Source organism: Pseudomonas sp. GW821-FHT04D07, assembly GCF_059420225.1.
In genome coordinates, this window is sequence record NZ_JBWKTH010000001.1 from 676,311 (window position 1) to 690,416 (window position 14,106).

Here is a 14,106-nt window from a genome sequence, read left to right on the forward strand (position 1 = left end):
AGTGGGTTCGCGATGACCGTCAACCCGGCCATCGCGAACCGGCGTCAACCCGGGATGTTCATATCCTGTCCAGCCCCCCCCTGGGACCATCCTCGGTCGCCACTTTGCCTGGAGCATTCAGCAATCTGATGGTGCATGGGCCTTTGGGCGTCCTTCGCTACACTGCCGACCATCGTCCTCAGAACCCACAAGGTATCTGCTATGCACAATCGCATCATGATCACTGGCGCCGGCTCCGGTCTTGGCCGCGAAATCGCACTGCGCTGGGCCCGCGAAGGCTGGCGCCTGGCGCTGTCGGATGTCAGCGAGCCGGGCCTGCAGGAAACCCTCCGGCTGGTGCGCGAAGCCGGCGGCGACGGTTTCACCCAGCGCTGTGACGTGCGTGACTACAGCCAGCTGACGGCTTTTGCCCAGGCTTGTGAGGTCAAGTTCGGCGGCATCGATGTGATCGTCAACAACGCCGGCGTCGCCTCGGGTGGGTTCTTCAGCGAGCTGTCGCTGGAAGACTGGGACTGGCAGATCGCGATCAACCTGATGGGGGTGGTCAAGGGCTGCAAGGCATTCCTGCCGCTGCTGGAACAGAGCAAGGGCAAGATCATCAATATCGCCTCCATGGCGGCGCTGATGCAGGGACCGGCCATGAGCAACTACAACGTGGCCAAGGCCGGTGTGGTGGCGTTGTCGGAAAGCCTGTTGATCGAACTGGCGCAGCAGGAAGTCGGTGTGCACGTGGTCTGCCCGTCGTTTTTCCAGACCAATCTGCTGGACTCTTTCCGCGGGCCTACGCCGGCGATGAAGGCCCAGGTCGGCAAGCTGCTGGAAAGCTCGCCCATCAGCGCGAGCGATATCGCCGACTACATCTACACCCAGGTCGGCCTGGGCGAGTTCATGATTCTGCCCCACGAGCAGGGGCGCATGGCCTGGGCCCTCAAGCAGAAGAATCCGCAGTTGCTCTATGACGAAATGACCCTGATGGCCGACAAGATGCGGGCCAAGGCCAAACAAGTCCCGCATTGAGCTTGCCCACGGATCGACGGCTGGTTAGGGTTGCCTGCAACGGGCAATCCTGACGGGTGTTTATCGTGATCAACTATCTGTGGTTCTTTCTCGCCGCGCTGTTTGAAATAGCCGGTTGTTATGCCTTCTGGATGTGGCTGCGGCTGGGCAAGAGCGCCTGGTGGGTCGCCCCGGCGCTGTTGAGCCTGACGCTGTTTGCGCTGTTGTTGACCAAGGTCGAGGCGACCTACGCCGGTCGGGCCTACGCGGCCTACGGCGGCATCTACATCGTGGCCTCCATCGCCTGGTTGGGCCTGATCGAACGTATCCGCCCGCTGGGCTCGGACTGGTTGGGCGCCGCCCTCTGCGTCCTTGGCGCGAGCGTCATCCTGCTGGGGCCGCGCTTTTCACAGGCCTGAGCCGGCTCCTCATCGGTAAAATCTCCGACTTTGCCAAGTAAGCAATCTGATTCTGTAGGGCGAATCGACCCTGTCGGTCAGGGCCGACTGATTTGCGGCGCGTGCATTGAAGGTGCTCAGCGGGGCGGGCAGTCTTGGGCGCTCATTAACCCTTGAGGATTGACTGCCATGCTTGTACTGAGCCGCGTCGTGGGCGAGATGATTTCCATCGGCGATAACATCACCGTGCGAATTCTCGCTGTTAACGGTAATCACGTTCGTTTTGGTGTCGAGGCACCGAAGCACGTCAATGTGCATCGGGCGGAAATCTACCGTCGGATCCTGACCAAGCTGGGTGAGCCGGAGCCGGCCAGCGACTCCGTTGTCTAGCGGTCAGTCAAAGAACTCTTTCGGCACCGCGTGCTTGGGCAGCAACTGGCATTGCTCGCTTTCGATATCGAAGAAGATCACCGCCTGGCCCTTGCTCAAGGCGTGACGCACGCGCAGCACGCGGGTTTCCTGGGGCGTGTCATCACCGTTGTCGGTGCCGTCGCGGCTGACGAAATCTTCGATCAGGCGGGTGAGGGTATCGGGTTCAAGTTGTTCGTAGGGAATCAGCATGGAATCGTCTCTTGCGGCTATGGGGCCTGATGCTACTGTGCCAGGGCGTGTCGGGCTACCTAATGACAGGTCTCGCGCGCATTTCGCCGTGTTCTGACAGACACCGGTAGCACAGAAGGTGTTCCCTTTCGGGTGGGCTGCCAAGGGCAGATCACGCGAATCAGGAACGACCGAATGAATCATCTCGTAGTACATCACCTCAGGCCGGCATTGCGCCCGGCCCTGACCCATATCCGTGGTGCCGCTGGCCGCCGGAGACTCTTGTGGGGACTGCTGCTGGGCCTGGGCGGCTGTGCCTCGCCATTACCCAGCCCGGTGCCGAGCCCTGGGCAGATCACCCTGCTTCGGGAGGGTTTTACCCTGACCTATGACTGTGCAAAGCGCACGGCGCTCAGGTACGAATATCGGCTCACCGCGGACATGGGCAATGTCAAACGCCCCAAGGGTTTCGAACTGGATCCGGACCTGCCCGACGGGTGCGCGGGGCAACTGTCCGCCAAAGGCTACGGCGCCGTGCCCGGCTGGGACCGCGGGCATCTGGTGCCCTCCAATCAGATGGACCACAGCGAACTGGCGATTCGCCAGGCCCACTACATGAGCAATATCGTGCCCCAGGCCGCGCGCTTCAACCAGGGGATCTGGGTGCAAACGGAGGAGGTCTCCGAATGCTATCGCGACCTGGCGCCGGTGCAGGTTCATGGCGGCGTGGTCTATGGCGACACGGAGAACGACTTCTTCCTCGAGTCCCATGGCATCCGCACCCCGGATGCCTTCTGGAAAACCGTCCTGACCACCGGTGCGGATGGCCAGGCCCAGGCCATCAGTTGGTACATCCCCAATCAGGCAAAGCTGGAACCGCTGGACCGCTACATTCGCAGCATCGCCGAACTGGAGGCGTTGCTGGGAGCGGACAGCATCGCTATCGAGGCGAGCGACGAGGTCAAGGCACAGAAACCCGCACGTACCTGGCCCAGGCCCCCCAACTGTGACTTGGGCTAAGCGGACCTGAAACTTTTCATATCCAATCGTTATAAAAAATGGCGCGGTCGCCGGGTGGGTTTCGGTGCCTCGCCGCGTTGCATGGACAGGTGTTATCGGGCTATCCAAAGGATTTGGATTTAAGATTTAACTTACTGATAAACAATAAGTTTTTTGTGATTTTCAAGCCGCGTCAGGCTGATACCCTCGGTGAACATGGACGATCAAGGGTATTTCCGCATGTTGAAAGGATTGAGTGCCGGCGAACAACGTTTGATGCCGGAAGAACAGCGCAGTTTTCACCGCCAGAGCGTCTTTGCTCAAAACACCCCGCGTTATCTGCGGCGCAGGGCCGCCGAGTACAACCTCTGGGCCGCCTTGGGCGAAAGCATGCGATTGAGCGAGTATTACCGTGATGAAATAGACACTGCGCTTGGTCAGTACCAGCCCCTGGGGCAATTTGCCGGGCTGCTGGTGGCCCGGGCGTTGGCGGATAACGGCCTGGGTCGCCTGGATCCGCGTCGGGATTGTTTGTTCATCGCGCCAAGCGCTGACGCCGACGGCGGGGAGACGGACATTCCAGCGCTCTCTCTGCTCGACAGCGCCTTGCAGGGCTTTGATCGTGTCGAGACGGCAGCCTCGGGTTTTCCCGCGGGCAGTGGCGTCCGCCGCCCGCTGGCGAGCGGCGAATACCGGGTGCATGAGGTCGAGCCGCACAGGCTGGCGCGGATTTTTCGTGAGCTGGACCTGGGCGGTCGTTATCAGGCGCACCTGCGGAGTGTTTTTTATTGTCCGCGACGTCCGGGAGAGGAGCCTGTGTCGAGGCTCGATCCGCGGTTGTCTTTTCTGCTGGAACGGCATCGTCAAGCCTGCATGCTGTTCGATGCCCATATCGCCTACCTGAACAGCGATATCGAACGGCCCGCCTATGAAATGCTGGTTCGGGTGTTGAATCTGGAACGTTCGGTCAACTGGGATGGCCAGGTGGTTCAGGCCAGCCATTTGTCGATGCTCGGCACCGCCCTGGAAGGGGTGCTGCTGTTTGCCGCCGCTGATGCCCTGACTCAAGAGGGACGGGCATGCGTGGTGTATCTGCCGAACGAACCCGCTTGCCCGTTCCGGGAACATTCATCGATAACGGCATTTTCCGCCTGGCTGGCGGAAAAGATCGGCATCGGTACGCAATATCGGTATTTCATCGCTCGCCTGGTGGATTACTGCGTGCTACCCGAATTCGACAAGGCGCTGTTTGAGCAGGCCGCCGAGCATTCGCGTGCGGGGGCGTGCTGGTCGTTCGCCCTTCGGCCCGCGGCCGCGGACTTGTTCAGCGAACTGGTGCACCTGCAATTGGGCAAGCTCGTCGACGATGCGCGGGCGCTGGCCGTTCCCACCGGGACCGAGGATCGGACGACACGCCTGGCCCGCTTGCGCCGTTGGCACGAGTGCGGGGTGTCGGCGGCGCAATTGTCGGTCTATGGCCTGCCGGAGCCGGGGCAACTGGTGTTGGGCGGGCGCTCCCGAACCTTGTTCGATCTGTTTTACGAAGGCTGGCGGGATTGGCGGGCGAGGGACCGCGTAGGGCTGGTGGATTCGCTGATGGCGCAGGCCATCAATCTGCTCGACCTGGACCCGGACGAGCGTGAACAGGTGTTCTGGGAGCGCGGTCGGCCGCAGGAGTCGGATTTCTGTGCCGGACTGATCGCAATCATGGGCGAGCAACGTGTCTTGCGCCTGTGGAATCCCGACGCGCATCCCTACGAGCACCGGCGGGCCATGTTCCTCGGCGAGTCGGATGCCGCAGGGGTACTGAGCGACGGTGAAGCGCGTTATGTGCGGATCGACACGAAAGTCTATCGCCTGGACGAGCAGGCATTCGACGGGCGCTGGCGTCTCAAGCATGCGACCCGTGCGGGTGCCTATTCGCCGCTGGTTTTGCACAACGGCGAAGGCGCCTGGCGGTTTGCCTTCGAGAATCCCGCGCAATGGTCGGATGAAATTTATCTGTTTCGCCGCCTGGGGCCGATTGCCGAAGGGTTGTCCGATGCGGTGGTGCGGCAGGTGCTCAGGGTCACAGGCACCGATGCCGCTGTGCTGCGCCGGCTGCATATCGATTTGATGCCCGTGCTGCGGGTGTTTAACGAAAGTGTCCGGCGATTCCGCCAGCGTGAGGCGCCGGGTGCCGCCGCCGAGGTGCTGCCCGACGCGGTGGTCGAGCCGGGGCCCCGGCAGTTTTTTCCCGAATTACCGGCATGGGTGGAGCAGGAACTGATTGCCGAGGCCAACGATGTGCAGCGGCAGCGGCTGCTGATTCAGGGGCAGATGCCCCTGGCCTTGTCCGAGGCCGCCCTGCGAAAGCGGCTGGAACTGACGGTCAATCGCGTCAACGCCGACTTCCTCTTCAATGACCGCGCCTCCTTCGAAACCGACTGCCTGGCGTTCCATATGCTCGAGCGCTTGCCGGGCTGGCCGGATAACCTGCGACTGGAATTGCACTACGTGCGCAAGGCCGGACTGGGGAGCACCACCTTCGCCCTCGGCCGTGAGTCCGCCCAGTTGCAGCGGCGCCTGTCCGTCAGCGAGCAACGCAACGATGACTACCTTGTCCAGGATGCGTCCAACAAACCGCTGGCCTCGGCCTCCAGTCTGGTGCAGGCGGTGCTTCTGGCACTGTTGCCGGAGCAACGCACGGCCCTGGGCTTCAACGCCACCCAGCCCGGGCCATTGCGCGAGGCGCTGGTCGAGCTGGGGCTCAAGCATCGCCACCAGGCGGCGCGTTTATGTGCCCCGCCACGGCTCGCGCTACCCGAAGAGCACCCAGGCTACCCGTTGTTCGACAGCGTCCCTGGCGACGCGCGATGGCACGCCTTGATCGTCCGGGTGAACCGGCTCTACCCGTTGTTATCGATGGTGCAGATCCGCGTGTATCTGCAATCGTTGGGGACTGCGGAGCAGGCCGCCCTTGTGTTGGAATCGCGTGAACAGGAGCACGAACGGCTCAAGACGCAATTACGGGCCTGGGTCGAAGCGGCCGTTGCGGTTGATGACCCGCTCTCCGCCACCGGGGGCACCGCGGCAAGCCGAAAGCAACTGGCGTATTCGATCAAGCGGGCCTGGGAGCAGGGGGCGTGGTGTCTATCAGGTAAAACGCTGCGGGTGACGCTTGACCTGCAAGGGATGCGCGCGGGCCGTTTGCCGGAGCTGGACGGGGATATCGACTTCAGTCACGTCAGCGACCTGATCCTCAGGGATATGGCCTTGACGGATGCCGACCAAGGTTTTTTCACCGGCTTCACCGGGCTGCGCCGGCTGGATCTGAGCGACAACCAACTGACCGCCTTGCCGGACGCCTTGTGCGATATGGAACACCTGACCCATCTGTACCTGCAAGGCAATCGGATTTCCCTGACGGTACACAGTGCGGCGCTGCTGACGGACATGGCCTCTCTGGAAACACTCAACCTCAATGGCAATCCCCTCGCCGAGCTTCCAGAACTGAGCGGCTTGCCGGCCTTGCGGCAACTGATGCTGCGCAATACGGGCATTGATCGCTGGCCGAATGGGCTGTTCACGCGGTTGGCCCTGGAGGCACTGGATTTGCGGGATAACCGCATCGCCTCGATACCGTCTGAACTGTTCAATGCGCCCGCTGCGGTGACCCGTTATATCGGCTTGCAGAACAATCCCTTGTCCGAAGACAGCCTTGATCGGTTGGCGGCGCTCAAGCAGAACGCGGGGATCAGCCTGAGCGTGGCGCCACTTCCGAGCCGTGGCAGCGAGCAAGAGGAAGAGGATGCCTGGATCGAGTCCTTCGATCCGCAGGTACTGGCAACGGCGGCCTGCCAGGAGCGGCTGGCGGCACAGCGGTTGAAGTGGCGGCGCTTGCGTGCCGAACCTATGGCGCAGGGGTGTTTCCTGCTGTTTTGGCGCCTGCACCTGTGGTCGCGGGAGCAGAACCGGCAGAGGCGAGAGGAGACTGCCCGACGGGTCTGGTCGATCGTCGAGGCCGCTAGCCAGGACAGGCTCCTGCGTGAAGCACTGTTCAGCTATGCCGACGGGCCATACAGCTGCATCGAGAGTCTGGAAACGGTGGTCGCAGCCCTGGAAACCCAGATCGCGGCGGCGAACTTTTAAAAAAGGATATTTAAAATGTCAGCCACTACCCATCTTGTAACCGCTGTTCTCGACGAACACAGTGCCAACGAAGACGTGATCAATGCCAATGCGCCGCCCTGGTTGCTGGCAGCTCGCGCTGAAGATATCGCACGCCTGCGCGAATACCTGCGGCGCAGTCTTTTTTTCAAGGAGGAAGTGTCCGAATGGCTCAAGGATCTGAAAACCGTTCTGGGTTTTTGCGGGCCGGTGCTGGAGCACGCACTGCAGAGTCGATTCGGCCCGGGGCTGGATATCCACCGGGACCAGCTGAATATCGCCAATCGCTGGCCCTCACTGCCGCCGCCGACCGGGTCGACTCATTTCTTTCCGATGACGTATACCCGTCGCAGTTTGCTGGAAGCGGCCATGCAGAACTTCGCGGCGGACGAGCGCCTTCCTCCGCTGTCTCATATCAGACTGAGCGGCGACCAGAAACGGGTGGCAAAAATCGCCGTGGAGGATTTTGTCGAACTGGTCCGCCAGCTCGATCTGGGAAGGCTCTATCAATATCACCTGTGTAAGGTTTTTCATCTTCCGGAAAGTGACGAGGAGAGTGCGGAAGACAGCGGATTTCGCATCGAGTCCGCCATCGTGCGGCAAAAGAAAGCCGATAGGTTGGTGGATGCCTGCATTGCCTATCTGAAAAAGGACCTCGATGAGGCGAGTTATCGACAGGTCTGTAAATTGATCGAGCTGAATGTCGCCGTTGCCGCGGACGGTACGAAGATGATGGCCCACAATCTGTTGATGCTCGGGGTCAGGTTGTCTGGTGTATGCCTGTTCACGCTGGACAATGTGCCGCAGTCCGACAAGGACGGCCTGAAAAACCGGGTGCTGGTGCATATTCCCAACGATCCGCTCACGCGATTCAAACGCTATGCCTCGCTTGAGGCGTTCCACGCCGAGCTGCGCCGCCGACTTTGGCAACCCGAGTACGAGAAGTTCTTCTGTGGTTTTGTCAGTCAGCGCGAACTGCCGGGATTCCTGGCGCGCTTGAGGAAGAGCCTGACCCTGGAAACCCGTGACGCCGATGACAAGGTCAGGATATCGCTGAACCCGACGGCCGATTTGCAACTGAAGCTGGAGGTACTGAGTGGCGAGTTGTCTTTTCAGCTCTACCGGCAACAGATCCTGCGGCTGCAGGACGACGCGCGGGTCGTCGCGGTGCCCACCGAGGACGTCGATCAGGATGCCCGCCAGGCCAGGTATCTGTCTCACTTGAGCCTGGGCATGAGCCTGCTCAACCTGGCCGCTTTCGCCAACCCCTGGCTGGGCTTGTTGATGATGGGCGTGGCGGTCGGGCAACTGCTGGCGGAAACCTATGAGGGCTATCAGGATTGGCGGCGCGGTGAGCGCGACGAGGCCATTTCGCACATGATGTCGGTGGCCGAGGATATTGTGACCATGGTTGCCCTGGGCGTGGCCATGCACTGGGGAGGCAAGGCGCTCAAGGGATTCTTCCAACGGCACTCGGATTTTTTTGATGACCTGCTGCCAGTCCGCTCGAGCGATGGTCGCTATCGGCTATGGCAGCCCGATCTGTATGCCTATCGCCATGACGATCCCGGACTGGCGGGCCGGGCGCTGGACCACGAGGGGTTCTATCAGGCGGACGAAGCGGACGACGGACATCGATACCTGGATATCGCCGGTGAGCCTTACCGGGTTTACCGGGATGAGTCCGTCGGGGCCTGGCGCCTGCGGCATCCTCTTCGCGAGTCAGCCTACGAGCCAGTGCTTGAGCACAATGGCGCCGGGGCCTGGAGGTTGGTCCACGAATGGCCCTTGCAATGGCACGATCCGGTTTACCTGTTTCGGCGCCTGGGCCCTGACGTGCGCTTTTTGAGTGATGAAACGATAGAGCAAATCCTCTCGATTCAACGCCTCGACGAGTCGCAGTTGCGGCGGATCCATATGAGCCATGCAAAGATCCCGGCATCCCTGCTTGACTCGATAGGGCGTTTCCGACTGGATAACGAGTTGAATTGGCTGCTCGCGCCTGATACTGCACCGGCGTCGGCCGCCGCTCGCCTGCTCGACTTGAAACTGCAGATTCTGCCCAGCCTCAAGGGCTGGCCGCGGGATCGCGCACTCATGCTTCTGGACGGGACGGGCAAACCGCTGCGTGAATACGGGGTGGACCTGACATCGCAGCCGCAGAGCATAGTGTTGCGGGCCAAGGACATCGAAACGGATGGCCTGGCGGTGATCTTGAACAAACTGACGCTTTTGGAACGCCGGGAACTGCTCGGACCGGGGGCGGATCCCGACCAGGCGTCGATGCTGCTGGAGGGCGTGCTGCGCACGCATGTGCACGAGCAGCGCACGGCGGTGTTCGCGCGTCTCTACAGGTTGTGTTGCCTGACCGATGCCGGATTACCCGTGGGCTTGAGGCGCGGCTTCGCCGATTTGCCGGACGGGGTTTTGCGTGAAACCCTGGAGCAGGCGAATGCGCTGCTGAAAGGGCGATTGGGCTCCGGCGATCGCCTGCCCTTGCAGCTGATTGAAGAGGCGAACGAGAACCTGCGTGAGATTCGCCTCAACCACGCATTGGACAGTGGCTTTCTCAATAACCCCGGCAACCTGGATACTGTCAGGTTGCAGTTGTCCATGCTGAAAACCATGGGCGGGTGGCCGCCGGATCTGCGTGTGGAGATTCGCCAGCAACGTTTCGATGGTCCTCTGTTGAGCAAGATGGGCGATGACGATTGGCCTCGGCGCCGGGTGTTGGTCAGGACCGCGCAGGGATATCAGGCCTTTGATGACGAGGGCCTGAGCCTGGGGCCACTGATCAAGGGGCGCCACGCCCTGAGCGGTGCGGTATTGAGCGGCTTGCGACTGGTCGAGCGTGGGGCGATGGGGGTCAAGCTGGACGAAGCCGACTTGCTGCACAAGCTGCTGATGTCCAAGTTGATGGAGCGACCACGTGTCGAGCTCGAAGAGACCCTCGGCTTCCCTCCGCGCAAGCCCGGATACCGCTCGCTGGCCTGGCGCGACAGTGAGATGCAGGCCTGCCTGCGAGTCAGGCGTGGCGGTGTCTATGGGTCGCACCGAGGATTGCGCCGGTTGAGCCGACTGTATCCCGATCTCTGTGCGGCGGAAGTGCGCAATTTGTATGTTTCCCTGGGTGACGATCCGCTCCAGGTCAGAAGCCAGCTTGAGGGGCTCGAGGAGGAACTCAAGCAGTTGCGTTTGACGCTACGCAATTGGCGAGGGGCGGAGGGGAGCATTCAGCGGGCACATGCCTGGCTGGGTGGTGTCGATGAAAGTCGCGAGCAGGCGGCCGAGATCATCGAGCGTTGCTGGCGCTGGCAAACGCCTCGGACCTATGACGAGAATGGCGTGGTCATAGGCCGCAGCCTGAGTCTGGCGGGGTTGCGCGTCGACAGCTTGCCGAGCTTGCCCTTCGGCATCAGCTTCGATCATGTCACTGAACTGTCGTTGAAGAACATGAATGTGAAGCGTATTCCCGAAGACTTTCTCGAGCATTTTTCCAATCTGCGCAGACTGGAGTTGAACAACAATCGGTTGGAGGCCCTGCCGAACGCGATTGCCGATATGAGCCAGCTCAGGGAGCTGCACGCGCAGGACAACCGGATCACGCTGACCCAGGGCTCGATCAACGTACTGTCGAGCTTGCACCATCTTGAAGTCCTGAACCTGAATGGCAACTTCGATGTCCGTCTGCTGGACGTCGGCCAGATGCCGCACTTGCGCCGTTTGCACCTGCGGGGAACGGGAATCGACAGCTTGCCCACGGGGTTGTTGACGCGGATGCGTCTGTACGAAGCGGACCTGCGCGACAACCAGATCCAGACCATGCCGAGCGAGGCCTACACCGCGCCTTCGCCGATCAATCGGCGGATCATCCTGCGTAACAACCCCTTCACGGTTGACCATCAGAACCTGTTGGCCGCCTATCGGACACGTACCGGTATCACTTTCGGTATTCCGGATACGGAGCTGGAGTTGGACGAGTACAGTGCGCGTCAACGCTGGCTGGCCGATCTCGAGGCGGGCGCGCGCCGTGAAACGCTGGAGAACCTGTGGCAGAGCTTGCGGCAGGAGCCGGGTTCCGAGGAGTTTTTTGTGTTGTTGGGGCGACTGGGGGGCAGTGCCGAGTATCTGAAGATTCGCGCGGACCTGACGCGCCGGGTCTGGGGCGTGCTGGCGGACGCGGCCGAGAACACAACCTTGCGCAATGAACTGTTCGACCTGGCGGCCGATCCGCTGACCTGCGTCGACAGCGCCGCGCGAAACTTCAGCCATCTGGAAGTCCTGGTGTTGCTGGCCAGGGCCAGGACCCTGGCGGCCAAGAGCAATGAGCCGGCGGAACTGCTGAAGCTGGCGCGCGGACTGTTTCGCCTGGAGCGCATCGACGATATCGCTCGGGATCATGTCAAGACCCTGCACGGCGATCCCGAGATAGCGTCATCGAACGCGGTCGATGAGGTCGAAGTGCATCTGGCCTATCGGGTCGGCCTGGGGCGTTCGCTGTATTTGCCCGGGCAGCCGAAGGAGATGTTCTTCAGATCCATTGCCAATGTCACCGAGGAGCAGATCCTCGCGGCCCGAGGCAATATCCGCCTGGCGGAGAGCACGCCGGCCCTGAAGACTTTTATTGCTTCGCGCGATTTCTGGATTGATTACCTGAAAAAGAAATACCCGCGTGACTTTACCCGCTTCAACAAGCCCTTTCATGACCAGGAGGAGCAGTTGCTGACCCACTCCCCGGAGATGCTCAGCGCCAGCTATGCCCGGCGCTTGTCGACGTTGATGGAGACCCGCATGGCCGAGGAGCAGACCTTTCTCGAGGCGTTGACCCAGCACGAAATGGATGAACATCCCGCCCCGTTCTGAGTCGGCATAGCGGCGCGGCCTCAGGCACCGGCCTGAGGCTTGCCCTGGCCGCGGATCAGGCTGCGCAAGGCGAAGCGATTCGGATGACAGGCCTCGGCGACGCTACGTGGCAATGGCAGCGGCTCGTTCTCCAGCCAGGCGGCGAGCAATTCGCCCGAGAGCGGCGCGCTGATCAGACCGCGCGAGCCGTGGCCGCTGTTGATATACAACCCCTCGAGCCAGGGGCAGGGGACCTGCGGTATCTGCCGGGCATCCCGGCCGAGGATGCCGTAGGCCTCGGCGAAAGGCTTCGGGTCCGCCAGCGGTCCGACGATCGGCAGATAGTCCGCGCTGGTGCAGCGAAAGGCGGCCCGGCCTTGCAGGTGCTCCGGGGCGAGTTCAGCGGCATTCAGGCGGATGGCCAGGTCAGGCGAGATGTCCTGTAGCAATGCCAGGTTACCGATGTGTTCCGCGGTGGTGGGGGTCAGGTCCTCGCTCTTGAAATCGAAGCTGGCGCCCAGGGTATGTTCACCGAGGCGCGCCGGCGCGACATAACCTTCGGCGCAGACCACGGTGTTCAAGGCGCTGCTGCCGACGGTTTGCGCCAGACGGGTGATCTGCCCGCGAATGCGCTTGAGTGGCAACGCGGCGCTGGCGGCGAAGCGTTTCACTTCAGCGGCCCCGGCGAGGATCACCACCGGGGCGCTGCCCAGCAGGCTGTCGGCGCCCCACGCCTGCCATTGGCCGTCGACCCGGCGCAGCTCGACGGCGTCGCTATGGGCGCGTACTTCAATGTTCGGGTGGCCGGCTTGCCACTGGCACAAGGCTGGCGGATGGACCCAGCCGCCCTCCGGGAAGAACAGTCCGCCGTGCTCAAGGGCCACGCCCGCGCGGGCCTGGGACTGGGCTTGATCGAGGATCTGCAGCAACTCGGGGCTGAAGGCGCTGGCCAACTGGGCCTGGCGCTCGGCTTCTTTCTCGTCGAAGGCCAGTTGCAGGACACCGCAGTCGTCCCAGTCGAGGCCTCTGTGCAACTGTTCGAGCAAGCGCCGGGTATGCCCGAAACCACTGAGGATCAGTTGCGACAGCGCCGTGCCATGGGCCGACAGCTTGAGGTAGAGGACGCCTTGCGGGTTGCCCGAGGCTTCCCGGGCCAGGGCGTCGTGGCGCTCCAGCAGGCAGACCTGCCAGCCACGGGCGGCGAGGCTCGCGGCACTGGCACAACCGGCCAGGCCACCGCCGATCACCAGGGCCTGGCGTTCGCCGCTGGGCGTCGCTGGGCGCGCGAACCATGGCTTGGCGGCAGGCGGTACAGTCGTGTCCGCGGGCCAGCCGATAAATTCGCCGCGCAGGATTTCCCATTTGTGGCCAATGCCCGGTGTGCGGCGCATTTTGAAGCCCGCGGCATTCAGTGAGCGGCGGACCCAACCGGTACTGGTGAAGGTGCTCAGGGTCGCGCCAGGGGCCGCCAGCCGCGCCAGTTCGGCGAACAGCTCGGGCGTCCACATCTCGGGGTTCTTGGCCGGGGCGAAACCGTCGAGAAACCAGGCGTCGACCTGGGCGTCCAGTTGCGGCAGTTGTTCCAGGGCATCGCCGACCAGCAGCGTCAGGGTTACCCGGCCATTGTCCAGCAGCAGTCGCTGGAAGCCCTGGTGAATGGCGACATACTGCCCGAGCAATGGCGCGCTGAACCTTGCCAGTTCGGGCCAGAGGGTCAGGGCGCGTTGCAGGTCGGCGCGGCTTAGCGGGTATTTTTCCACGCTGACGAAATGCAACCGGGCGCCCGGCACCGCGCAGTCCTCGAACAACTGCCAGGCGCAGAGGAAATTCAGTCCGGTACCGAAGCCGGTCTCGCCGATCACCAGCCGCTCGTTCGACCCCAGGGCGGCAAAGCGCTCCCGCAGGCGATTCTGTTCGAGAAACACGTAGCGGGTTTCGTCCAGGCCCGACTGATCGGAGAAATACACGTCGTCGAAGACCCGCGAGTGCGGGCGACCCTGGTCATCCCAGTCGATCTGGGCATGGGTGGGAGGATTGGGCGATACGCAGGTCATGGGGCCACTCGACGGTAACAAGGGGACTATTCTAGCCCATTGCCGGACGCCGGATTGATCCACGGCAA

Annotated in this window: 8 protein-coding genes; 6 read left to right on the forward strand and 2 right to left on the reverse strand. The window is 62.3% G+C overall.

Annotated features, from left to right (window positions below):
- Positions 1-201: 201 nt before the first annotated feature.
- The 3 genes from AC07T0_RS03220 to csrA all read left to right on the forward strand — a co-directional run bounded on the left by AC07T0_RS03220 (position 202) and on the right by csrA (position 1,784).
- Positions 202-1,017, forward strand: coding sequence for an SDR family oxidoreductase (locus AC07T0_RS03220; protein WP_494999816.1), 816 nt, complete (start codon positions 202-204; stop codon positions 1,015-1,017).
- A gap of 65 nt (positions 1,018-1,082) precedes the next feature.
- Positions 1,083-1,415 carry a YnfA family protein gene (locus tag AC07T0_RS03225; protein WP_494999817.1) on the forward strand — a complete coding sequence of 111 codons (333 nt, stop codon included), beginning with the start codon at positions 1,083-1,085 and terminating at the stop codon, positions 1,413-1,415.
- A gap of 168 nt (positions 1,416-1,583) precedes the next feature.
- Complete coding sequence (gene csrA / locus AC07T0_RS03230) at positions 1,584-1,784, forward strand: carbon storage regulator CsrA (protein WP_494999818.1); 201 nt, start codon at positions 1,584-1,586, stop codon at positions 1,782-1,784.
- Between the two features lie 3 nt (positions 1,785-1,787).
- On the opposite strand, the gene AC07T0_RS03235 is transcribed toward csrA, so the two are convergent.
- Positions 1,788-2,015 (reverse strand): YheU family protein, encoded by a 228-nt coding sequence (locus AC07T0_RS03235; RefSeq protein ID WP_248802340.1) that lies wholly within the window; start codon positions 2,013-2,015, stop codon positions 1,788-1,790.
- A gap of 174 nt (positions 2,016-2,189) precedes the next feature.
- On the opposite strand from AC07T0_RS03235, the gene AC07T0_RS03240 reads away from it, so the two are divergent.
- The 3 genes from AC07T0_RS03240 to AC07T0_RS03250 all read left to right on the forward strand — a co-directional run bounded on the left by AC07T0_RS03240 (position 2,190) and on the right by AC07T0_RS03250 (position 12,005).
- Complete coding sequence (locus AC07T0_RS03240; protein WP_494999819.1) at positions 2,190-3,014, forward strand: DNA/RNA non-specific endonuclease; 825 nt, start codon at positions 2,190-2,192, stop codon at positions 3,012-3,014.
- Positions 3,015-3,233: 219 nt separating this feature from the next.
- Positions 3,234-7,124: a dermonecrotic toxin domain-containing protein gene (locus AC07T0_RS03245; RefSeq protein ID WP_494999820.1), complete on the forward strand. Its 3,891-nt coding sequence runs from the start codon at positions 3,234-3,236 to the stop codon at positions 7,122-7,124.
- A gap of 15 nt (positions 7,125-7,139) precedes the next feature.
- On the forward strand, positions 7,140-12,005 hold the full coding sequence (locus AC07T0_RS03250) for an NEL-type E3 ubiquitin ligase domain-containing protein (protein WP_494999821.1): 4,866 nt from the start codon (positions 7,140-7,142) through the stop codon (positions 12,003-12,005).
- Positions 12,006-12,025: 20 nt separating this feature from the next.
- Here the strand turns inward: AC07T0_RS03250 and mnmC are convergent, their stop codons facing one another.
- Complete coding sequence (mnmC, locus tag AC07T0_RS03255) at positions 12,026-14,038, reverse strand: bifunctional tRNA (5-methylaminomethyl-2-thiouridine)(34)-methyltransferase MnmC2/FAD-dependent 5-carboxymethylaminomethyl-2-thiouridine(34) oxidoreductase MnmC1 (RefSeq protein ID WP_494999822.1); 2,013 nt, start codon at positions 14,036-14,038, stop codon at positions 12,026-12,028.
- Positions 14,039-14,106: the final 68 nt, after the last annotated feature.